Raw genomic sequence first — 21,806 nt, 5'->3', positions numbered from 1 at the left:
AAGACACTATTTAGTCGTGACTGGTTCCCCCGGTATGGACCGCGCTCCGTCCACGACCGCGTGGGCTCTCCTCGTGATGAGCCGTCCCGTCCACCTGCTGATCGTGGCGCTGGTGTACGTCCTCGGCGTCGGGATTGCGCTCGCACACGGTGCATTCTTCGACCGGCTCTCGCTCGTTGCTGGCTTCGCTGCGCTCGTACCTGTCACTGCGAGTATCCACTACGCGAACGAGTACGCAGACCACGAGACGGACGCGCTGACGACGCGCACGCGCTTTTCTGGAGGGAGTGGCGCACTCCCTGAGACGGAGCTCTCACCGACCGTCGCACTCTACGCCGCCAGTGTCTCGCTGGCCGTCGGCGCGGTCGTGGCTGGCTACGGCTCCTACCGTGGCTGGCTCTCGGTTCACGCCGTCGCCATTCTCGCGCTCGGCGCGCTGCTCGGCTGGTCGTACTCGCTCCCGCCGCTCGCGCTCGCGTGGCGCGGCCTCGGTGAACTCGAACACGCACTGCTCGGCGGCGTGCTCTTACCTCAATACGGCGTCGCCGTGGCGTCGGGGACGTACAGCCGCGCGGCCGCCCTCGCCACCGCGCCACTCTGTCTGCTCGTGTTCGTCAACCTGCTCGCGCTGATGTGGCCAGACCGCGAGGCGGACGCCGAGGTCGGGAAACGGACCCTCGCCACGCGGCTCTCTGCGACGTGGCTGCGTCGGCTCTACCTGAGTGCCGTCCTCGCCACGTTCGTCTCGCTCGCGGCGCTCACCGGGTCTGTGCTCCCGCGCCCAGTTGCGCTTGCGAGTTACGCCATCGTGCCGCTGCTCGCGTGGGGTGCGAGTACGTACACAAAAACAGAAAGCCCGTTACCGACCGTGTTGGCTCTGACCGTCCTCGCGGTTGCCCAGAGCGCCGCGTGGTTCCACGTCGCTGGCTTCTACCTCATCTACTGAGGTTCGCCCCAGTTGCGCACCTGCTTTGGCCGCTTCTCGACCGTTTCGACGTCGAGTGGCTCGTCGCGGGCGGCGAGGGCTTCGAGCGCGGCGTTCGCGCTCTCTGCGGTCGAGAAGTACGGGATGTCCTCCTCGACGGCCATCTGGAGCGCCTTCACGTCGCGGGAGACGATGAGGTCAACGTCGCCGTTGCGAATCGCCGCGGGCACGTCATCGAACTCGACAACGTCGTAGAACGCCCCGAAACCGTCCACGTCGAGGTCAACCACGATGGTGCCGCTTTCAGGAAGCTCCAACCCGGCGGCGGCCTGTGCCTTCTCGTAGGCTTTGGCAAACGAGCGCGCAGAGCCCATCACTTCACCCGTCGATTTCATCTCGGGGCCGAGACGTGGGTCGCTGCCTTCGAGGCGGTCGAACGGCAGGACGACTTCTTTGACGCTCACGTGCTCTGGAATCTGCTCCTGGACGTCTAAGTCTGCGAGCATCGCGCCGCCCATCACCTTCGCCGCGAGTTTCGCAATCGGGACGCCCGTTGCTTTCGAGACGAACGGGACGGTACGCGAGGAGCGTGGGTTGGCTTCGAGGACGTACACTTCGCCGTCCTTGACAGCCAACTGGACGTTGAGCAGGCCCACGGTTTCGAGCGCGCGGGCGATGTCAACCGTCACTTCGCGGACGCGGGCCAGCAGGTCGTCGTCGAGCGAGCGCGGCGGAATCATACACGCAGAGTCACCCGAGTGGACGCCGGCCGTCTCGATGTGCTCCATGATGCCACCGATGAGCACGTCCTCGCCGTCAGAGACGGCGTCCACGTCGAGTTCGACTGCACCATCAAGGAACTGGTCGACGAGAATCGGCTGGTCTGGACTCACGCGAACCGCCTCTTCGATGTAGGTTTTCAGCTCCTCGTCGTCGTCGACGATTTCCATGGCGCGACCGCCGAGCACGTAGCTTGGGCGCACGAGGACGGGGTAGCCGAGGTCGCCCGCGAGGGCGAGGGCTTCCTCCTCAGAGCGCGCCGTCCCACCTTCTGGCTGGGCGATGCCGAGGTCATCCATTAGCGCGTTGAAGCGGTCGCGGTTCTCGGCTAAGTCCATCGCGTCGATGGAGGTGCCGAGCACCTGACAGTCGAGGCCGCGGCGTTCGAGTTCCTCCTCAAGCGGGTGGCCGACGTTCACGGAGGTTTGGCCGCCGAACTGCACCATCACGCCGTCTGCGTTGGTGCGTTCGACGATATCTGCAATCTCCTCTGCGGTGATTGGCTCGAAAAACAGGCCATCAGAGGTGTCGTAGTCCGTGCTCACCGTTTCGGGGTTGTTGTTCACGACGTGGGCTTCGATGCCCATTTCGCGCAGCGCGCGGACGGCGTGCACCGCACAGTAGTCGAACTCCACGCCCTGGCCGATGCGGATGGGGCCGCCGCCGACCACGACGACGCTTTCGACGTCCTCGTTCACCTTCACCTCGTTGTGGCGCATCTCGCTTACGGGGTCGCGCGCCGAGTAGTAATACGGCGTACTCGCGGCGAACTCCCCAGCGCAGGTGTCCACCTGCTTGTACGTGCGCTCTGGGGCGACGGTTTCGACTTCATCGACGCCGACGCCCGCGATGGCCGCGACTTGGGCGTTCGTGTAGCCCGCCTGTGCGGCCTCCGCGAAGTTGCCGTTCTGGGCGGCGACGGTCGCGTCTGCGATGCGCTCGAAGCGCTCTGCGTACCACTCGCGGATGCCCGTGAGTTCACAGATTTGGTCGACCGTGTAGCCGCGATTGAACGCCTCGAACAGCGCGAACGGCCGGTCTGGTGTTGGCTTGACGAGGTACTCGGTTTCAAGCGTCTCGTCGTCAACCTCGTCCCAGTCGGCGCTTGGCTCGTACTCCGTCGAACGCAGTGCTTTGAGGAAACTCTCCTCAAATGTGCGCCCGATGGCCATGGCCTCGCCGGTCGATTTCATCGCCGTACTGAGGGTGAAGTCTACCTCGGTGAACTTGTCCTTTGGCCAGCGTGGAATCTTGCTGACGACATAGTCGATGGCTGGCTCGAACGCCGCTGTCGTCTCGCCGGTGATCTCGTTCTCGATTTCGTGGAGGCGCTTGCCGAGGGCGACTTTCGCGGTCACGCGGGCAATCGGGTAGCCCGTCGCCTTCGAGGCGAGCGCAGAGGAGCGTGAGACACGCGGGTTCACTTCGACGACGCGGTACTCGCCGCCGGGCGTACCGTCGTCGTGCCACGCGAACTGGATGTTACAGCCGCCTTGAATCCCGAGTTCGCGGATGACGTCGAGCGCGGCGGTGCGCATCTCTTGGTGGCCCTCGTCAGGGATGACCTGACTCGGGGTGACGACGATGGACTCGCCGGTGTGGATGCCCATCGGGTCGATGTTCTCCATGTTGCAGATGATGATACACGAGTCGTCTGCGTCGCGCATCACCTCGTATTCGAGTTCGATCCAGCCCGCGATGGACTCGGTGATGAGCACCTCGCCGTTGCGCGAGAGGCGAAGCCCCTTGCGCGTGCGCTCTTTGAGTTCGTCCATCTCACCGACGACGCCCGACCCGCTCCCGCCAAGGGTGTAGGTCGTCCGCATGATGACGGGCAGCCCGCCAACCGCTTCGACGGCGTCTTCGAGCTGGTCCATGTCGTCGATGGTCTCAGACCGGGGCACTGGCTGGCCAATCGACTCCATGCGCTGGCGGAACAGGTCGCGGTCTTCGGTGGCGTAGATGGTGTCGAGGGGTGTCCCCATAATCTCGACGTCGTATTTTTCGAGGACGCCTTCCTCTGCGAGTTCTGCGGTCACGTTCAGCCCGGTCTGCCCACCCAAGCCAGCGATAACGCCGTCTGGGCGCTCTTTTTCGATGATTTCCGTGAGCGCCTCGGTGTTGATTGGCTCGATGTAGACAGCATCTGCCATCTCCGGGTCGGTCATGATGGTTGCCGGGTTGGAGTTTACCAGAACAACTCGGGCCCCCTCTTCTCTGAGTGCACGGCACGCCTGCGCGCCGGAGTAGTCAAACTCCGCGGCCTGCCCAATCTGAATTGGCCCACTCCCGATCAAAAGAATCGTCCGGTCGTCTCCGTCGGTCATTGGTTATTCGGCTCAAGTCCGTACATCGTAATAAGTCCGACGATAAATTACGAATAGCGAAGCCAAATTTCGAATTTCGAATTATTGGCTGCGTGGGGGTGTCACTCGGTGTGGCTGGCAAATTCTCGATTCGTGTCAGGCAAACTCCGGGATTCGATACCGGTACGGCTGGCCTTCGATGACCTCTATATCCCCTTCGTGCGCGCGGCGACCGAGCACCGTCGCCACACGGTGGGCACTCTCGAACTCTTCGCCGTGTTTCGACAGAATCGAACAGATCTCTTTTGCCGTCAGTGCCCCCTCTGGCTCGACTTCGGCCAACACTGCGCGAATCCGCTCGAAGTCACCCCCCTGCTGTCGCATACGTCACCATACGTGTTCTTCCTACAAAGGTACTAGTCAAAGCGGTAAGCTTGCTGATGAAACGGTTCAGACCGGCTGGTCAGACGCCGAGTGGAAATCCCGCTGGCTGCGATACTCCTCTACGAACGCCGCCACGTCGAACGACAGCATCTGCTCTTCGAACTCGCTCATCGCAGCGTCGTCATCTGCGTGGCTCACGGCGTGTTCCATGAGTTCGATAATCAGTTCAACAACGATTTCGTGGAGTCGGCGGTCGTCGAAGTCGCTCACCCAGAGCATCGAACAGCCCAACTGTCCGTCGTTCGAGACGTCCTTGCTCACGACTTTCTGCGGGAACTCTTCTTTGACGATGCCCAGCATGTGGAGGGTTCCGAAATCGGCCCCGGAGGCGGTGTCGATGGTTTCTAAGAGGATGGTTTCGAGGAACTCGGGGACGAACCGCCCAAGCGGGTGGACGTCCATCACGATTGCGTGAACCTCGCCACACTCACAGCGAAACTCGCGCATCCCCATGTCGAATCTGCGGACATCGACGGACTCACCACAGGGGAGCGTGAGACTGGCGTCCCGGCTTCCGGGCACGCGCGGTTCTGACATACGCGCTCTTTTGGGTCTCTGCCCTAAAAACGCCGCGGGTACGACCCACCCCAAACAATAATATCTCGCTGTGCGTCGGTCACCGAATGTCAGGCGTTCGCAATTTCGTGGCGGCCGTCGCCCACCGAACCTCGCTGTTCTTAGACGACCACTGGGCGTTCAAGTACTACGTCGTCCCAATTGTACTGATGGCGACGGTACTGTTCGCCCTCGCAATGGGTGCCTCTCGACTCACCACGAGTCAGAGCGTCGAACTACTCGCCGCGTTTCTCTTCATCTGCTTTTCGGTTGCGGCGAGCGGCGTGCTCTTAGAGAAGGGGATTGTGTGGGCGCAAAACCGGCGACAGAACTAACCACTTTCACTGTCGGGGCAGGGACGAGCCAGTGGCCCAGCTTGCAGAAACGACGAGAATACCGCTTGTGTCAGGGCCAGTCGTCGCGGACTGGTTCTTCAGTTTCGTCTTCGGGTTGGTCTCGTGCGAGCGGCCAGTCTGCGGCGCTCGCTGCGTCTTCGATGTGGAGGAACTCCCACTCTAACTTCTCTGCGAGTGCCTTGTCTTCGTCGTCGGTGCCGACGAAGACGTGGCGGGCGGTGTCGAACTGGCGTTTGACGTTCTCCAAACTCTCTTCTTTGCCGCGTGGCCCGGAGAAGAAGTCCTGCCGGATGCGGTTTTTGCGCGTGAAATTCGTCACGACGTACGTTGGTTTTTCGGAAACGACGCCCACGTATTTGCTCCACGTTCGGGCGTCCGCGAACGCCTCCGAGGGTTTTGCGAGCTCTTTCAACGCTTCAAGCTCGAATGCGAGGGTCATCTCGCCGTCGGTACTCATGGATGAACTTCAGGTAGCGCACGCGAAAACGGCTTCGGTCTTTTACTGTTCGGTCGGCGTCGCGAGCTTTTCTGGCTCGAACATCTTCTCTAAGAGGATGTCCTTCTGGTCTGCGACGACCGTCTGCTCGCGGATGAGTTTCTTGTACTTGCCCTGTGGCGAGAGGTCGCCAATCAGGACGCCACCGACGATTTTACCGTCTTTGAACGCAAGGCGCCGCCACTCGGTGTCAGAGTACTTCATCTCGGCTTCGTCGTCGCCAATCGTCGGGTGGCCAAAGGAGAGGAACGGGAAGTCAAAGTGCGTAATCGAGTACGAGGAGACCCAGCGGAACTCTTCTAAGTCGTCTTCTGCTGGCTCGCCGTTTGCCTCTTTGACCATGTTCTTGCCCGCGACCATGCCCTGCTGTTTTGCGCTGCCCCACGCGCCGTTCTGGGCGTACTCCTCTAGGATGACGTCGTAGAAGCGGGTGATGTCACCGGCGGCGTACACGTCCGGGTCGTTGGTGCGCATGTACTGGTCGACGACGATGCCGTCGTCTAGTTCGAGGCCGGTTTCGACGAGCAGTTCGGTGTTGAAGTCGAGGCCGATGGCGATGCCCACGAAGTCGCTCTCGTAGCGCTCGCCGTTCGGGTCAACGGTGGCGACGACCTTCCCGTTCTCGTCGGTTTCGAAGTGGTCAACACCGGACTGGAAGACAGGGGTCACGCCGCGTTCGTCGAGCGCTTGGTGGATGATGTCTGCACCTTGCTCTGAGAGCGCGTAGCGCCACCATGCGTTGCCGCGCATGAGGTAGTTCGCCTCGACACCCTGTGCGGCGCAGATGGCCGCGAGGTCGATGCCGAGCAGCCCTGCACCGATGACGGCGCCCGTTTCGGCCTGCTCTGCGTGGTCGCGGATGTTGCGGGCATCTTGGAAGGTCCAGAAGTGGTGGATGCCCTCAGCATCGGAGTTCTCAACGGGCAGTTGGGTCGGCGTGCCGCCCGTCGCGAGGAGGAGTTTGCCGTACTCGATGGTCTCGCCTTCGTGGGTTACGATCTCTTTTGCCTCGCGGTCGATGCTGGTGACGAGCGTATTGAGTTTGAGCGTAATATCTCGCTCGTCGTACCAGCTCCCGTCGTGAATAGAGATCGGCGCCTCAGGGAGTTTTCCTTTGGCAAATTCTTTTGTCAGAATGCGGTTATACAGCGCCTCACCCTCATCAGTGACGACGATGACTTCCGCATCCGGTTGCTCCTGCCGGATTGTTTCGGCTGCGGAACTACCCGCAATTCCGTCGCCGATGATGACGTACGCCTCGGTCATGGCAGGAAGGTTCGTCTTGGGGGTTAATGTGAATTGCTATCTTCATGACCACGCAACATTCGCCGTGAGCGGGTTTCACACAGGCGAGCAGTTTTTACCGCCCAGTCCTAAGCCCCCGGCAATGAAACTCCGCCAGAACGTTCGCCACTTCGCCGCGAAACAAGCGCTGACCATGCCAGTCGTCGGAGCGGTTGTCTCGGGCAAACTCGTCTCCCTCCACACCGGCATCTTCCTCAAGAAGGCTCCTGACGATCACCGCGAGGAACGCCGCGCCCATTTAGACGCCTTTTTCGACGCGACGATGGACTCCTACGTTGCCGGACTCGAAGCCGGACTCCCCGAGGCAGAAGCCCGCGAAATCACGCACATCCAAGCCAACTTCGACTTCTTCAACCACGGCTGGACGGAGATGATGGAGATTCCGGGCGACGAACTCGAAGCCCACTACCGCCGCTACGAGGAGTTTTTCAAAACCTACGACATCACCATCGATGACCCGCTCGGCGCGTTCACCCCCGAAGACGGCATCCCAGCGGCCCCGAAAACGCTCGAAAAGCGAGAGACTGCCGAGTACGAGAACGCCATCGCTGGCTTCGCAGACGACGTGTACGTCGAAGACGGCGACGGCGACCTCAGAAAAGGTGGCGATGTCGAGGAACCTGCGGACGTTGACCTGAGCGACGCGCCCGGCATGCGCGGTCACGAGTAACGCGCAACAGCTTTTCAGCTTCGGTCTTGTTCGGCGGATGCGTTTGCGCCGGGCGCGCGAGCGATTTCCTCGAATGTGTGCCGAAATTTCACAGTAGCGCGTCAGTTTCGTCCAATCGCGTCTGCACACTCGAAGCCAGCGACGATGCCGCCGTTGAGCGACCGCTCTGGGTACTGTGCTTTCGACGCCATGCCAGCGTAGTAAACACCCGCTGCCACCTCGTTTTTGAGGTCGTACGGTACGACCATGTCGAGGTAGCCGCGCTCGTAGACGGGCGCGGTGCGCGGGTTGCGCGCGGTCTTAATCCAGTTCACTGCGTCGCGGTCGAATTTGGGGAACAGGTCTTCTAAGCCCGACAGCCAAATCTCCTCGACTTCGTCGTCGCTCGCCTGCCAGAGGCGTTCGCTCGGCTCTTGGATGTACATTGGCGCGTACAGAATGTGCTCGCCGCCGTAGCGCTCGGGCGGGATGTAGTTCGTGTGTTCGATGAGCGCGCCAAACGGCGCGTCGTCTGCGATGTTGAGCCAGTAGGTGTCGGTGAGCGGTTCGTCCATTGAGATGACCGAGCACACCGTTCCTTGGAAGTCGATGTCGCAGGTGTAGCCGGTGAGATCTTCGAGCACGTTCGGCATCGACGCGACAATGACCGATTCGACTGCGTGTTCCTCTTCACCGTCTTCTGTTTCGACCGTAATCGAGCGCACTTCGTCGTCGAACTCGACGTCGGTCACGCGCGCGCCGGTCGTGATGTTCTCGCGGCCGACTTCCTCGACGAGCGCGTCGAGCAGTTGCCCGAAGCCACCCATGAGGTAGCCAAGCGGTTCGCCGCGAAGCAGGTCGCGCTCGCCGCGGAACTTGATGCGCCCGAGGAGCCACGCCGCAGAGACGGACTCCTTTTTGCTCCCGAACTTGGCGTCCAAGAGTGGCTCGAAGAAGTTCTCGTACACGCCGCGGGTGGTGTGTTCGACGAGGAACTGCTTGATTGGCACGTCCTCGAAGTCCTCAAGATTCTCGTAGGTGTCGAACTTCGGGATGCCTCCACGCATGTCGATTTCCATGGTGAGCATCGTGAGCCGGAACTTGTCGTAGACGCTCATGTGCGGGTAGGCCGCAATTTCCCACGGCTTGTCGAGCGGGTGGATGACGCCATCGACGTAGTAGGCGTTTTTGCCAATCGGCCATTCGAGCTTGTCATCGAGGCCGAGTTCAGAAATGAGGTCGATGATGGTTTGTTCCGAGGCAGAGAGGTGGTGGTAGAACTTCTCGATGCGGTCGCCGCGGGTCTCGTAGACCCCCGCGAGGCCGCCCACGTCGTCGCTCGCTTCGAAGACGTGGACGTCGTGACCGTGGTTCTGCAGGCGATACGCCGCTGCGAGTCCGGCGATACCGCCGCCGACGACCCCTATCATGCCCGGAGCTATTTGACCGGCGCAAATGTACGTTTTGGCTTCCTGTCAGGCGAAACGACGCTCCGCTAAATATAAACAGGCCCTCACACAACCCTGTGCCATGCTTACCGTGCGAGCGCCTGCGACGAGTGCGAATCTGGGGAGTGGCTTCGACGTGTTTGGGGTGGCGCTCGAACGACCCGCGGACATCGTCCGTGTGAAAAAGGCAGACCGGACGACCATCGAGGTGACGGGTGCCGGGGCGCAGTACATCCCCGAAGACCCGGACAAGAACACGGTCGGGGCCGTTGCCCGCGCCCTCGACGCACCCGCCCACATCCACATCGACAAGGGCATCCGGCCTGCTTCCGGGCTGGGCTCGTCGGCCGCAAGCGCCGCGGCCGCTGCCGTTGGCCTGAACGAACTGTACGACCGCGGCCTCACGCGTAAGGAACTCGTCCCAATTGCTGCGAAAGGCGAGGCCGTCGTCTCCGGGGACGCCCACGACGACAACGTCGCCCCCTCGATTCTTGGCGGGTTCACCATCGCAACCCCAGACGGCATCACCCAAATCGACGCCTCCATCCCGCTCGTGGCGTGTCTGCCGGACATCGTTGTCTCGACGCGCGACGCCCGCCGGGTCGTCCCCGAGACGACCAGCGTCTCACAGCTCATCGACACCGTCGGTAAGGCTGCAACCCTCACCGCGGGGATGGCCAGAAACGACCCGGAATTGGTTGGTCGGGGCATGCACGATACCGTCGTCACGCCCGCTCGCGCAGAACTCATCACGGGTTACGACACCGTCCGCGAGAACGCCCTCGAAGCGGGCGCAACCGGCGTCACCGTGAGCGGCGCGGGCCCGACGGTCATCGCCGCCTGCTACGAACGCGACCAGCGCGAGATTGCGAACGCGATGATCGAAGGGTTCGCCCGCGAGGGCGTCGAAGCCCGCGCCTTCCAGACGAAGATGGGACAGGGCGCGACGATTTTCCGCTGAGGTTTCGTATTCGCGACTTTCTCCGCACGCGTCGCTCTCGTCGTCACTGCCCACGAAACACGAAAGCAAAGGAGGTGGTAGTTAGACGCCGCGGCCCTGCAGCTTCTTCTCTTCTGGCATGTCGACGTTCGCTTCGCCTTTCATGCCTTTGCCGATGTTCGACGAGATTTCTGCGAGTTTCTCTGGGTTGTCCCAGTTGTTGACCGCTTCGACGATTGCCTCGCCCATGACGGCGGGGTTCTCTGCGCCGAAGATACCGGAGCCAACGAAGATGCCGTCACAGCCGTGGTGCATCATGAGCGCCGCGTCTGCGGGCGTTGCGATGCCACCTGCGGCGAAGTTGACGACTGGGAGGCGACCCATCTCGGCCGTCTCGTGGACGAGTTCTGCGGGCGCGCTGATTTCGCGGGCGTAGGCCTCGCGCTCTTCGAAGGTCATGCCTTCGAGTTCGCGGATTGCGCCGCGGATGGCGCGCTGGTGTTTGACGGCCTGATTGACGTCGCCAGTACCGGCTTCACCCTTCGTGCGAATCATGGCCGCGCCCTCGTTGATGCGGCGGAGCGCCTCGCCGAGGTTGCGTGCGCCACAGACGAACGGCGAGGTGAACTCGCGCTTGTCGATGTGGTAGGCGTCGTCTGCGGGCGTCAGGACTTCGGATTCGTCGATCATGTCCACGCCGATGGCTTCGAGAATCTGGGCCTCGGTCGTGTGGCCGATGCGGGCTTTGCCCATCACCGGAATCGACACTTCGTCGATGATTTCATTGACGAGCGCCGGGTCTGCCATCCGCGAGACGCCGCCGCGCTTGCGGATGTCCGCGGGGACGGCTTCGAGCGACATGACGGCGACCGCACCGGCGTCTTCTGCGATGCGGGCCTGTTCTGCGTTGACGACGTCCATGATGACGCCGCCTTTCTGCATCTTTGCGAACCCACGCTTCACCAGTTCGGTGCCGCGCTTTAGTTCCTCAAGATTGGTCTCCTCAGGCATACGCGACACTAGCGTGTGGGAGGGTTAATGCGTACCGATTGTGTCACCTCGGCACACGAGGGTGACAACGGTGTCGTCCGGGCGTCTTTTATTCCCACGTGAGCGGACAGAACGATTTTCGCCCTCTGGGTGATAGCCGTCGTATGAGTAAACCGTGTCCAGATTGCGACGGCACGCTCCAATCGGTCGAATACGACACCGACGTGAACGGTGACATGATTCGCCTCCGCGAGGGCAGTGGTGTGCTCGGAAAGTTCGGCTACAAAGGCGCGACGAACGTGAACGCCTACGTCTGCGCTGAGTGCCGCCGCGTACTCTTTTACGCTGACTAATCTCGTCTATCAGTAGCGTTTTTGTCCCACCCGTCCCTCTCTGCTGGCAATGGCCTCAGAAACCGGGCGCGGACTGCTCTCTCGCCTTTTCTCCAAACCGGTTCCCGAACCCGACGACCTGCCGTGGTACGTTGCGCCCCTCCCCAAATGGCTCGAAGATTTCGGGCTACGTATCGCGTGGCTCATCGTGTTCATCAACCTCGCGGGGACGGCCTTTGGCTTCTACTACTACCTGTTTCAGTTCTCGCTCGAACCGGTCGTGATGTGGCCCCTCGTTCCGGACAGCCCCGTCGCCACGCTGTTCATCGCGCTCGCGCTCGGTGCGTGGCTGCTCGGCAGACAGAACGACTACCTCTCAGCGTTGGCCTTCTTCGGCTGTCTGAAACTCGGCGCGTGGACGCCGTTTGTCCTTGGGACGTTCATGACCGAGTTTGGCTACCTCCACTGGGCGATGTACAACTTCCTCTTCTGGAGCCACCTCGCCATGGTCGTCGAGGGCTTTCTCCTGCACCGTATCACGAACTTTCCCGTCAAGGCAGTGGCCGTCGCCGCCGGGTGGTATCTGCTCAACGACCTCGTGGACTACTTCATCCCACTCGTGGGCAACGCCCACCACACCCTGCTCCCGCCTGCGGTTGAGCCAATCGTCAACGGCGTGGTGCAACACACGAGTCCGGGCCACGAACTCGCCGCCGCAGGTGCAGTAACGCTCACGGTGCTCGCAACGTTCCTCGCGCTTGCCACCCGCGTGAAAAAACTCGAAGCTTAGTCGCCGTTTGCGTGGGCGCGGACCCACAACGTCCCGATGCGTGAGAGCTTCGTCCGATACGATTTTCCGTCCTCTTGCTGTTCGATGTAGCCCTTTCCGCCCGGTCCGAGGCGGTCAACGGTGTAAATCACCCGCGAGCGGAAGCTGTCTGAGTACTCCTCGCCCAAGTCGCGAGCGAGCGCTTGGGCCAACTCGCTCACGCTCTCGAACTCGCCGTCCTCGCCGAGTTTGAACAGAATAACCTCCTCGAACGGTTTGACGCTCGAAAATGAGGCCACGGGCAGTTCGACAATATGGCTTCCCTCGACGGATTTCGCGCCGATGGTCGTCCCGCGTTCGTCGAACTCGGAGAGGAGGGATTCGGCCTCACGCAACCACGTCGTCACGCGGTCGTTCTCTACGTCGTTCATCTCCGTCACGAGGTCGGTTCCCCGGCGCAACACCTCGGCTAACTCCGTCTCCAGATACTTCTCGGGGGCAGTGTAGTAGGTGTGAATCCGTTCGCGGTCTTCCTGGCGTTCGACCATCACCGAGTGGGCGGCCATCGCAAAGGCGAAACTCACGGTGCGGGGCATCGCAGAGAGGTTCACCCACACCTCGTTGTCGGCGTCGAGTTCGTCGTTCACGAGGTCGTACGCCTGCTCGAAGGCCGTATCATAATCGTACACGTCCGCGATGACGAGGCGTTCGGTCTCCGCGCCGAGCAAGTTCGAAAAATCGCGCTCCAACTTCTTTGCGAGGCGCTTGCTGTAGGCGACGTTCGCCTCACTGCCGACCGCGCCCTCTAAGAGAATCACCCGGTCAACGGAGTGCTGGTCGCGCACGAGCGGCGCGATGAGGCGGTCGTAGTCGAAGCCGACGGGCACGACGTGCGTCTGGTCGTAGCTAGTCTCAGCGCGCGCCATCAGTCGGCGCGAGCCTCCTCGAAGTAGACCGACCGCTTTTCGGTCGGAGCGGGTGCGGTGATGAGCGACACGCCGACGGTGAGGACGAGGCCGAGCGCCATGCCGTACAGTGACGCGTCCCACGTCATGATGGTTGCGGGCACCTGCGGGATGAACACGCTTGCGAGGTAGAATGTCTGTGCGCCGACGACGCCGGCGAGCATCCCCCACTTCGTCGTGCGCGCCCAGTAGAGCGCGACCATGACGGGCAGGGCGAGCTGGGCGAACCCGCCGAAGGCAGTCTCACCGATTTCGATGAGCGTCCCCGGCGTGTAGATGCTCGCTACGAACGAAAGCGTCGCAAACACGGCGACGCCAACGCGAGCAATCGTGTCCTCGCGGTTGCCTGCGGCACTCACGAGCGGACGGTAGATGTCGCGGGTGAGGTACGACGACCCCGACAGCAACATTGAGTCTGAGGAACTCATCATCGCGGCCATCGCCCCGGCGATGACGAGCGCGGCGAACCACGCGGGCGTGGTGTCTCGAAGCAGCACCGAGAGCACGTTTCCGCCTTCTGGCACGTTCAGGTTCAGCCCCACGGCCCACGACCCGAGCATGAACGCCGGGACGAACAGTAGGAGGACGAGAATCGGCCAGAGGACGAACGTTTGCTTCAGCACGGTCTTCGAGCGGGCGACGAAGAAGCGCTGGTTCACCTGCGGGAACATGGTGACGCCGAAGGCGATGCTGATGGCAGTTCCGATGATGAACTGGGGTGTGTAGAGGCCGCCGCCAAGCGAGAGGAACTCGGGGTTCGTCGCGCCCATTCCGGCGGTTGCGGCGCTTGGGCCGCCGAGGGAGGCGAGAATCCAGAGCACCGCCGCCCACACCATGAGGAGCATGAACGCGCCCTGCATGGTGTCGGTCCACGCCACCCCGCGCATCCCGGAGGCGACGACGTAGGCAATCATGAACAGCGTGATGCCGCCGGCGCCGACCCAGTAGGGCACTGCGCCGTCGGTGAGCGCGACGAGCGCCGTCCCCGCGCCTTTCTGCTGGAGCATGACGTAGGGAAACAGCCAGAAGATGCTGATGGCGGCCACAAACACTCTGAGTGCTTTCGACCCGAAGCGGTCGCCGAGCATCTCACCAAGCGTGACGTAGCCGTGGGCTTTGCCGACGGCCCACTGCTTGTAGCCGATGACGTACCAGAGAATCCCGAACAGCACGCCGTCCATGACGCCCATCACGAGAATCCACTCGGGTCCGGCGGCGTAGGCGAGGTTCGGGCCGCCAAAGAAGGTGAACGCAGAGAGCAGCGTTGCGAACGTCGTGAAAAGCAAGACGACGGTGCCGAAGGTGCGACTGGCGAGGTAGTAGTCCTCTGCCGTCTTGTCGGTTAGCCGGTAGGCGACGAGGCCGATGGCGAGCGTCAGGAGCAAGTAGCCACCGATGATGCCGAGTTGGAGGCCAGTTTCAGCCATTGGTGACCCCCTCGACGCCGAGGCCCCACGCGCGCTGGGCGAAGACGGAGAACACGCCCGCGGTGACGAGCATCCAGCCAACGTGCCACCAGAGCCACAGCGGGAGGCCGAAGGCGACCCGCGAGTCGCCCCAGAGGAACCATGGGACAGAAAGCGCCACGAGCGCGAGGGCAATCACCGTCCACAGAATGTATATCGAACTATTGCCGTTCATTACTGGATAATATCTTCTACTAGTATCTAAACGTTGCTAGTTATGACCAAAGCGTGTTTTTGAAGAGAATTTTCCTTCAATACACGCGGGTGCCGTTTTCGACCGGTCGTTCGGGCTGGAGATGGACGACATTGCCCGATTCGTCGTCGACGCCGGTCACGAGACACTCGCTCTCGAACCCCGCGATGGTCACCGTCCCGAGGTTCACGACGGCGACGACTTGGCAGCCAAGGAGGTCGTCTTGGGTGTAGTTGTCCGTGAGGCCTGCCGCAGACTGGAGAACGGTGTCACCAAAATCGACGCGCAGTTTGTACACGTCCTTTCGCGCCTCGGGAAACGGGCTTACTGCGACGATTTCGCCGATGCGCATCTCTACGTCCGAAAGAAACTGTGCCGGGTCGATGTCGGGTTGGTCGATACCCATATGCAGGCATCTCACGGGGCGGCGACGAGTAGTTTTTCCCGCTGGAACCTGTCGAAAATCGACCACTGCGAGCGGTCTGACTGTGGCGACGACAAGGTATATGAATCGCGGGTGGCGAACCTATATGGGTGTCCATGAACGCAATCATGGTCTCATCATCATCAAGCCCCCAACCGGGGCAGTTCATCACTCATGGAGGATTCAGCAAAATACCTCATTCACGCAGACATCACCGCCGACGGGGTGGTCGAACGGAGTGACGTTGTCGGGGCCATCTTTGGCCAAACCGAGGGACTTCTCGGCGACGACTTAGACCTCCGCGACCTCCAGAACTCATCAAAAGTCGGCCGGATAGACGTCAGTATCGACTCAGAACGAGGCAACTCGTTTGGCAACATCACCATCGCAAGCAGTCTCGACAAGGTCGAGACATCCATCCTCGCCGCTGCACTCGAAACCATCGACCGCGTCGGGCCGTGTCGCTCGACCGTCGAGGTCTCGAACATCGAAGACGTGCGCGCCGCAAAGCGTCGTCGCGTCGTCGACCGCGCGAAAGACCTGCTCGTGAGCGCTTTCGACGACAGCGTCCTCTCCAGTGAGGAGCTCATCGAGGAAGTCCGCCGCTCGATTCGCGTCGAAGACATCACCGAGTACGAGGGCCTCCCTGCGGGGCCACGCGTCGAAACGAGCGACGCCATCATCGTGGTCGAAGGCCGCTCAGACGTGCTCACCCTCCTCAAATACGGCATCAAAAACGCGATTGCCGTCGAAGGGACGAACGTCCCACAGGCCGTGGCAAAACTCACGAAACAGAAGACCGTTACCGCCTTCTTAGACGGCGACCGCGGCGGAGAACTCATCCTCAAGGAACTCTCGCAAGTCGGTGACTTAGATTACGTCGCCTTCGCGCCGTCCGGCCTCTCGGTCGAGGACTTAGACCGCCACGAGGTCATGGCCGCGCTGCGCGAGAAAGTGCCGTACGACGAGGCGAAAACCGCTCCCGCCGCCCGCGAAGCCGTCGCCGTGACCGACGGTGCGGTACAGACCGTCCAACCAGAAGCGACGCCCGCGGTCATCGAGGACGTGGACGGAGAACCGGACGCACCGCTCACAGACGACGGAACGGAGCCCGAAACCGTGGTCGAAGAACCACCGGTTGAAGCTGACGTCGAAGCTGTGGCTGAAGCAGAACCAGCGGAAAAACCCGAACCCGAAACGCTGCTCGGGCACGTCAAAGCCGTCATCGGAGACGAAACCGGGACGGTTCGCCTGCTCGATGCAGACTTCAAAACGGTGGCAGACGCCCCCGCTGCAAACGCCTTCGACCTCCTCAAGGACGCGGACGTGCCGCCGCACGCGGTCGTCTTAGACGGCGAACTCGGACAGAAAGTGCTTGACGTGGCTGCCCAGCGCGGCGTCGAACAAATCGTCGCAAAGCTCGAAGGCGAGTTCGTCAAAAAGCCCGCAGCCGTCCGGATTCGCACCGCAGACCAGCTACTCGCCTAACGCGGAGACGAGTAGCAACCCGTCGCCGTTTTTATAGTAGCTTTCGAGGCGTTCTGCGACCACGAAGCCGTGACTGTTGTAAAACGCGCGTGCCCCGTCGTCTGATTCTTGGACCGTGAGTTCGATGCGGCCACTCGTGCGCTCTGTGAGGGCGTCGAGCAGTTCGGTTCCATACCCGCTTCGCCGAGCGGCGGGCGTCACTGCTAATTCTGCGAGGTAGGTGTGCGTCTCACCGGGAATCGCCACGAGGTAGCCAACCGGCGTGGGGTCTTCTGCGACGAGAATGAGCGGCCCGTCTGCGGTGGTTGCGAGCAGGTCTGGCCACGGTTCATCGAGCGAGACTTGTTGAATCGCCCGGAGCGCGGGCAAATCCGCCTCGGCCGCGGCTCGAATCATAGCACGATGGTGTTGGTGACGAGCGCCAGCCCAACGCCGACGAGGGCCGCAGCGAGCGTCGCGAGGAAGTTGACGCCCTGGTTCGAGAGGCGTGAGCCTTCGAGGGTGGCTCCAAGAAGGCTATCGACGGTCATTCCGGCCACACCTGCGAGGACGACGATGCTCGCGCCCGTGGTGCCGACGGTGTCGAACAGCACGAACGCAATCGCCGCGATGAGCGCGGCCCCGACGATGCCCGCAACCTCGCCCTGCCACGTCACGCCGCCGTCGGTTCCGGCGGGGACGGGCTTGAGCGTCGTGATGAGTCGTGGGTGGTCGAAGAGGCCGCCAATCTCACTTGAGAGGGTATCGCTCATCGCGGCGGCAATCGACCCGGCGAACGCAAAGAGAAACAGGTCGGGCGAAAGCGTCGTCAGCGCGGGACTTGCGGCGTACCCAACGACGGCGGCAATCGCCACCGCAGAGTTTGCGAGGACGTTCCCGCTCCCGCGTGCGCCGTCGTTTTCCTCTGCGATGCCACGCTGCTGTTTTTCGTCGTAGCGGAATTTCGTCGAGAGGCCGCCGATGCCGAAAAACGAGATGAGCATGGCAAACCAGCCGAGTCCGCCGAGCACGATGGTGAGCAGGCTGAGGAGGACGCCGGTGAGCATCCCCGGAATCGACGCGGTTTCGAGCGCGTAGGAGACGTAGCCAAGGACGACGGTAAGCGTGAGCGCGATGGCGATTTGCGGGCCGGTCACCTCGATGCCGAGGTCAACGAACAGCCAGAGCAGGAAGCCAATCGTGAGCATGACCAACGGGTCGTCACGCTCGAACAGCACTGCGCGGAGGAGTGCCCCGAGCAACGCACCACTCGCCGCGAGAAACGCTGCGAGGGGGACGGTTGTCATCGAAATTTCGGCGGCGGTCAGGCCGATTTGGCTGACCAGCCCGGCGAGAAAGCCGCCGGTCGAAAACCCCACCGTGGCCATGAAGGGGTTGTCGCTGTACTGGCGGAGGAGTTCTTGCGCGAGATTCCCGAAAGCGAGAATCAACACGCTCGTGATGAACACGGAGACGGGGAGGGCAAAGAGCGAGGCGAGGATGGCGAGTCCCGCTGCGGCGAGCGAAAACGAGGCGAGGCCGTAGAGGCGTTTGTCCTGATGGTCGCCCGGGCGGGCGAACAACTCGAACAGGGTACCCTCGCTCACGACGAACAGCGCGAGCACCGCAATGGCGACGAACGGCAGCGCGGCGGCTTGTCCCAACACCGGCGCGGAGAGCGAAAGCATTCCAACGAGAGCGAATGCGCCGGCCCGTCGGACAGTCGAAGTCACGTCTCCGTTTTTCCGGCGTCGCTTATTTAACCTTCCTGAAGCAGTGTCGGCGCGCCAACCCGTGAGTTTTACCCCTCCCCGCAGGAACCTGCAGAGCAATGGGTCTCTACGACCGCTACCTCGCCATGCGCATCCGCCGCCACGACGCGCCCGTCCCCGAACGCGTGGCCGTCGTCCTCACGGAGCGCGACCTCTTAGAGCGCGGGGCCTACCGGACGCTCGAAGCCTTCCTCGGGTGGGCGTTCGAACTCGGCGCAGAGCGGATTATGGTGTACATCAGCGTCTTAGACCCCGCCGCGGTTCCGGCGCTCCAGCGCGCGTTCTCCCAGCTCCAAAGCCCGCGTCCGCTCGCGATTCGAGGCCGCGACGACACCGAACGTGCAGACACCCCGGTGCAGGTGAGCATCGGGCTCGGCGGCAAACACGAGTTCGCCAAAGCGGTGCGCGCCACCGCAGAAAGCGTGGACGCAGGCGACCTCACCCCAGATGACATCGACGAGGCGGTCATCGAAGACCATCTCGTGTTCCCCACCGACCCGGACCTCGTCATCAAAACCGGCGCAGAGCGGCTTTCTGATTTCATGATTTGGCAGTCGGTCTACTCTGAGCTCTACTTCACGGACGTGAACTGGCGGGACTTCCGACGGCGCGACTACCTACGCGCGGTGTTGGATTATCAGAATCGCCAGCGGAGGTTCGGCCGATAGGGCGAACCACATCACGACCAACGAGAGCGATGACGATTTGGTCGATAGACCAAATCACGCCGCGAGCAATGCGAGAGGCGGTAGTTTGGCCGTCAGGACGAACTCAGGCCACCGAGCCTCGAATTTCACCCACCAACTCCGCGATTGCCTCGCGTTTGAGGATGATGAACCCCGAAAACACGACGAGGAAGCCGAGGAGGGTGAGCGGAGTGAGTTTCTCGTCAAGAACGACGACACCGGTTATCGTGGCGACGATGGGCACTAGATAGGCGACCAGCGAGGTTTCGAGCGCGCCGCGCACCTCGAGGAGCGTGAAGTAGATGAGGAAGGCAAGCGCGGTTGCGATGACGCCGAGATACGCGACGGCGGCGGCGGATTCGAGCGTCGTGGGGAGCGAGAACGGTTCACCAATGGTGGTGCTCGTGGCGTGGAGGATGACACCGCCGATGAGCATTGACCAGCCCGAAAGCGCGGACTTATCGAGCGTTGGATTTGCGCGCTGAATCAAGACCCCGCCGAGGGCGACGCCCGCGACTTGGACGAGAATCAACAGACGGCCAACGACCGAGGAGCCAAGCAGATTTCCGGGGTCGGGGCGGACGATGAAGCCGACGCCGACGAAGCCGAGGAGGATGCCGACTGCGCCGACCGCAGAAACACGCTCTTCTGGCAGCAGGCCAAGCGCCCACAGCGAAGTCAGGATGGGAATGAGGCTCTGCATGATGGCGGCGACGCCACTTGGCACCGTCTGCTGGCCGATGAACAACATCCCATTCGCGGCGACGAGAAAGAGGCCGCCGGCGATGACGGCAGACAGGTTTGCGCGGCCGGTTGGTCGCCACGACGCCCCAGAGACGAGGGCGTAGGCGAGCAGGAGGATGGCTGCGGTGTCGTAGCGAAACGCGGCAAACAGCACGGGTTCGAGCGATTCGAGGCCGACGGCGATTGCCAGAAACGAAAACCCCCAACAGAACGCGAGGGTGACGAACATGCCAACGACGCCGAAACGGTGGTTCACGAGTTTGCTGATGGTCGCCGGATAATTATTGCTCTCGGTTGCGGGGAATTACTCGACTTGCGTCTCGCGTAAGTCGTCTGCTTCGACGCCCTCTAGCTCGCCGTTCGGGAGCTGGTCGCGAAAGCGCGTGATGATGCGTTTCGCTTCGTCGAGCTCCGTCCCACCAAAGGATTTGACGAGCGCGACGGCGCGCTGGGCGCGGGTGCGCCGCCAACTGGCTTCGCGCGCTTCGTAGGTGCGAATCGAGCGCAGGAAGTCGATCTTCGAGAACTCCGGCCAGTAGGGCGTACAGAAGAACACGGCGGCTTCGTTGCCGTTTGCGTGCCACGGCAGGAAGTTGCTCGTGCGCTCGTCGCCGCCGGTACGGATGATGAGGTCTACGTCGCGGGCTGGGCCGTCGTAGATGCGTTCTTCGAGGGTTTCGACCGTAATATCGTCGGGTGCGAGCGAGCCCGCTTGCACCGAGCGCGCCACGTCGCGGCTGGCTTCGAGGAGTTCCGCTCGCCCGCCGTAGGCAAGCGCGATATTCAGCCGAAGGCGGTCGTAGCCTTCGGTTCGCTCGTGGGCGTAGTCGATGGTCTCTTGGACGCGCGGGGGAAGCATGTCGAGTTGGCCAATCGCGCGGATTCGCACCTCGTTTTCGTGGATACGGTCTGCGTCTGCGAACTCGGTGAGCTTCTCACAGATGAGGTCGAACAGCGCTTCGCGCTCGTCCTCGGGGCGGTTGAAATTCTCCGTCGAAAAGGCATACAGGGTGAGTTCCTCGATGCCGAGGTCATCACACCAAAACAGCAGGTTCTCGGTGGTTTTCGCACCCTTCCGGTGGCCGTCGCTCGTCTCGTCGCCGTTCGCGTCTGCGTAGCGACGGTTGCCGTCTTGAATCACGGCGACGTGCGTTGGCACGCCCGAAATCTCGCGTTCGAGCAATCGCTCGTACGTCCGCCTGAGTTGCGACCGAACCCACGTGCGCATTCACCTGAGAGGTCTTGCTCCGACTCTATGAGTCTTGTGACCTAACCAGTCGGTCGAGATGACACTCACAGAAACCAGTGGCAAATTGGTGCGCAGGTATTTACGTGTGGGACTACTCACAACGGTTGCAATGGCAAAAGGTACGGTAGACTTTTTCAACGATACTGGCGGCTACGGATTCATCAAGTCCGACGACTCTGATGAAGATGTGTTCTTCCACATGGAAGACGTCGGCGGCCCGGACCTCGAGGAAGGGCAGGAAGTGGAATTCGATATTGAGCAGGCGGACAAAGGTCCCCGCGCAAAGAACTTGGAGCGTCTCTAATCATGGCGAAAGGTACGGTTGATTTCTTCAACGATACCGGCGGCTACGGATTCATTAAAACGGACGACGCAGACGACGACGTGTTCTTCCACATGGAAGACGTCGGCGGCCCGGACCTTGAAGAAGGGACGGAAGTCGAGTTCGACATCGAGCAGGCCGACAAAGGCCCGCGCGCAAAGAACGTAAAGCGGCTGTAAGGCGGCTTTCGAACGACTTATTTCCATATTTTCTTCCGCCCCGA

The 21,806-nt window shown here is 62.0% G+C and carries 25 protein-coding genes; 10 read left to right on the top strand and 15 right to left on the bottom strand.

The genetic code is table 11. The features are described from left to right. Positions 1–34: 34 nt before the first annotated feature. Positions 35–946: a prenyltransferase gene (locus V5N47_RS04485; protein ID WP_338729657.1), complete on the top strand. Its 912-nt coding sequence runs from the start codon at positions 35–37 to the stop codon at positions 944–946. Here the strand turns inward: V5N47_RS04485 and carB are convergent. From carB to V5N47_RS04470, 3 genes are all read right to left on the bottom strand, one after another. Next, positions 940–4,032 (bottom strand): carbamoyl-phosphate synthase large subunit, encoded by a 3,093-nt coding sequence (gene carB, locus V5N47_RS04480; protein ID WP_338729656.1) that lies wholly within the window; start codon positions 4,030–4,032, stop codon positions 940–942. The two genes, V5N47_RS04485 and carB, sit on opposite strands and share 7 nt — an antisense overlap. Positions 4,033–4,167: 135 nt before the next feature. After that, positions 4,168–4,395 carry a hypothetical protein gene (locus tag V5N47_RS04475; protein WP_338729655.1) on the bottom strand — a complete coding sequence of 76 codons (228 nt, stop codon included), beginning with the start codon at positions 4,393–4,395 and terminating at the stop codon, positions 4,168–4,170. Between the two features lie 66 nt (positions 4,396–4,461). Further along, positions 4,462–4,992 carry a DUF5815 family protein gene (locus tag V5N47_RS04470; RefSeq protein ID WP_338729654.1) on the bottom strand — a complete coding sequence of 177 codons (531 nt, stop codon included), beginning with the start codon at positions 4,990–4,992 and terminating at the stop codon, positions 4,462–4,464. A gap of 86 nt (positions 4,993–5,078) precedes the next feature. On the opposite strand from V5N47_RS04470, the gene V5N47_RS04465 reads away from it, so the two are divergent. Beyond that, positions 5,079–5,345, top strand: a complete 267-nt coding sequence (locus V5N47_RS04465; protein WP_338729653.1) for a hypothetical protein — start codon at positions 5,079–5,081, stop codon at positions 5,343–5,345. Between the two features lie 70 nt (positions 5,346–5,415). Here V5N47_RS04465 and V5N47_RS04460 read toward each other — a convergent pair whose 3' ends face one another. Both V5N47_RS04460 and V5N47_RS04455 read right to left on the bottom strand, forming a co-directional pair. Next, positions 5,416–5,823, bottom strand: a complete 408-nt coding sequence (locus tag V5N47_RS04460; RefSeq protein WP_338729652.1) for a hypothetical protein — start codon at positions 5,821–5,823, stop codon at positions 5,416–5,418. Between the two features lie 42 nt (positions 5,824–5,865). Continuing rightward, the gene (locus tag V5N47_RS04455) at positions 5,866–7,128 is read right to left on the bottom strand and encodes an FAD-dependent oxidoreductase (protein WP_338729651.1); all 1,263 of its coding nucleotides are present in this window, start codon (positions 7,126–7,128) and stop codon (positions 5,866–5,868) included. A gap of 121 nt (positions 7,129–7,249) precedes the next feature. On the opposite strand from V5N47_RS04455, the gene V5N47_RS04450 reads away from it, so the two are divergent. Beyond that, on the top strand, positions 7,250–7,837 hold the full coding sequence (locus tag V5N47_RS04450; RefSeq protein ID WP_338729650.1) for a DUF6149 family protein: 588 nt from the start codon (positions 7,250–7,252) through the stop codon (positions 7,835–7,837). A 101-nt stretch (positions 7,838–7,938) separates the two neighbouring features. Here the strand turns inward: V5N47_RS04450 and V5N47_RS04445 are convergent, their stop codons facing one another. Next, complete coding sequence (locus V5N47_RS04445) at positions 7,939–9,246, bottom strand: NAD(P)/FAD-dependent oxidoreductase (RefSeq protein WP_338729649.1); 1,308 nt, start codon at positions 9,244–9,246, stop codon at positions 7,939–7,941. A 100-nt stretch (positions 9,247–9,346) separates the two neighbouring features. On the opposite strand from V5N47_RS04445, the gene V5N47_RS04440 reads away from it, so the two are divergent. Continuing rightward, positions 9,347–10,225, top strand: coding sequence for a homoserine kinase (locus tag V5N47_RS04440; RefSeq protein WP_338729648.1), 879 nt, complete (start codon positions 9,347–9,349; stop codon positions 10,223–10,225). An 81-nt stretch (positions 10,226–10,306) separates the two neighbouring features. Here V5N47_RS04440 and pdxS read toward each other — a convergent pair whose 3' ends face one another. After that, positions 10,307–11,215, bottom strand: coding sequence for a pyridoxal 5'-phosphate synthase lyase subunit PdxS (pdxS, locus tag V5N47_RS04435; protein WP_338729647.1), 909 nt, complete (start codon positions 11,213–11,215; stop codon positions 10,307–10,309). 143 nt (positions 11,216–11,358) lie between these two features. Between pdxS and V5N47_RS04430 the strand changes: the two genes are divergently transcribed. Together V5N47_RS04430 and V5N47_RS04425 are read left to right on the top strand one after the other, a co-directional pair. Then, a complete protein-coding gene (locus V5N47_RS04430; RefSeq protein WP_338729646.1) occupies positions 11,359–11,547 on the top strand; it encodes a hypothetical protein in 189 nt (62 codons plus the stop codon). A gap of 49 nt (positions 11,548–11,596) precedes the next feature. Continuing rightward, positions 11,597–12,316, top strand: a complete 720-nt coding sequence (locus V5N47_RS04425) for a DUF1405 domain-containing protein (protein WP_338729645.1) — start codon at positions 11,597–11,599, stop codon at positions 12,314–12,316. Here the strand turns inward: V5N47_RS04425 and V5N47_RS04420 are convergent. From V5N47_RS04420 to V5N47_RS04405, 4 genes are all read right to left on the bottom strand, one after another. After that, complete coding sequence (locus V5N47_RS04420; RefSeq protein WP_338729644.1) at positions 12,313–13,221, bottom strand: DUF6293 family protein; 909 nt, start codon at positions 13,219–13,221, stop codon at positions 12,313–12,315. The two genes, V5N47_RS04425 and V5N47_RS04420, sit on opposite strands and share 4 nt — an antisense overlap. Next, positions 13,221–14,687 carry a sodium:solute symporter family protein gene (locus V5N47_RS04415; protein ID WP_338729643.1) on the bottom strand — a complete coding sequence of 489 codons (1,467 nt, stop codon included), beginning with the start codon at positions 14,685–14,687 and terminating at the stop codon, positions 13,221–13,223. The genes V5N47_RS04420 and V5N47_RS04415 overlap by 1 nt, the downstream gene beginning before the upstream one ends. Beyond that, positions 14,680–14,901 carry a DUF3311 domain-containing protein gene (locus V5N47_RS04410; protein ID WP_338729642.1) on the bottom strand — a complete coding sequence of 74 codons (222 nt, stop codon included), beginning with the start codon at positions 14,899–14,901 and terminating at the stop codon, positions 14,680–14,682. Before V5N47_RS04410 ends, V5N47_RS04415 begins: the two co-directional genes overlap by 8 nt. 76 nt (positions 14,902–14,977) lie before the next feature. Next, positions 14,978–15,325, bottom strand: coding sequence for a tRNA-binding protein (locus tag V5N47_RS04405; RefSeq protein ID WP_338729641.1), 348 nt, complete (start codon positions 15,323–15,325; stop codon positions 14,978–14,980). Positions 15,326–15,517: 192 nt separating this feature from the next. Here V5N47_RS04405 and dnaG point away from each other — a divergent pair, with 192 nt between their 5' ends. Further along, positions 15,518–16,831, top strand: a complete 1,314-nt coding sequence (dnaG, locus tag V5N47_RS04400) for a DNA primase DnaG (RefSeq protein WP_338729640.1) — start codon at positions 15,518–15,520, stop codon at positions 16,829–16,831. Here dnaG and V5N47_RS04395 read toward each other — a convergent pair. Then, entirely contained in the window at positions 16,820–17,227 is a 408-nt protein-coding gene (locus tag V5N47_RS04395) for a GNAT family N-acetyltransferase (protein ID WP_338729639.1), read from the bottom strand. The genes dnaG and V5N47_RS04395 overlap by 12 nt on opposite strands. Next, positions 17,224–18,543 (bottom strand): DUF92 domain-containing protein, encoded by a 1,320-nt coding sequence (locus V5N47_RS04390; RefSeq protein ID WP_338729638.1) that lies wholly within the window; start codon positions 18,541–18,543, stop codon positions 17,224–17,226. The genes V5N47_RS04395 and V5N47_RS04390 overlap by 4 nt, the downstream gene beginning before the upstream one ends. 98 nt (positions 18,544–18,641) lie before the next feature. Here V5N47_RS04390 and V5N47_RS04385 point away from each other — a divergent pair, with 98 nt between their 5' ends. Then, complete coding sequence (locus tag V5N47_RS04385; RefSeq protein ID WP_338729637.1) at positions 18,642–19,250, top strand: undecaprenyl diphosphate synthase family protein; 609 nt, start codon at positions 18,642–18,644, stop codon at positions 19,248–19,250. 103 nt (positions 19,251–19,353) lie between these two features. On the opposite strand, the gene V5N47_RS04380 is transcribed toward V5N47_RS04385, so the two are convergent. Beyond that, positions 19,354–20,268: an EamA family transporter gene (locus V5N47_RS04380; RefSeq protein WP_338729636.1), complete on the bottom strand. Its 915-nt coding sequence runs from the start codon at positions 20,266–20,268 to the stop codon at positions 19,354–19,356. Positions 20,269–20,316: 48 nt separating this feature from the next. Then, complete coding sequence (gene uppS / locus V5N47_RS04375; protein ID WP_338729635.1) at positions 20,317–21,240, bottom strand: polyprenyl diphosphate synthase; 924 nt, start codon at positions 21,238–21,240, stop codon at positions 20,317–20,319. 130 nt (positions 21,241–21,370) lie between these two features. Between uppS and V5N47_RS04370 the strand changes: the two genes are divergently transcribed. Then, positions 21,371–21,565, top strand: coding sequence for a cold-shock protein (locus V5N47_RS04370; RefSeq protein ID WP_332899871.1), 195 nt, complete (start codon positions 21,371–21,373; stop codon positions 21,563–21,565). A gap of 2 nt (positions 21,566–21,567) precedes the next feature. Continuing rightward, a complete protein-coding gene (locus V5N47_RS04365; protein WP_338729633.1) occupies positions 21,568–21,762 on the top strand; it encodes a cold shock domain-containing protein in 195 nt (64 codons plus the stop codon). The last annotated feature ends 44 nt before the right edge of the window (positions 21,763–21,806 follow it).

The organism is Haladaptatus sp. DJG-WS-42, from assembly GCF_037198285.1.
Lineage (GTDB): Archaea > Halobacteriota > Halobacteria > Halobacteriales > Halococcaceae > QDMS2.
This window is presented reverse-complemented; position numbering and strand designations above follow the sequence as displayed.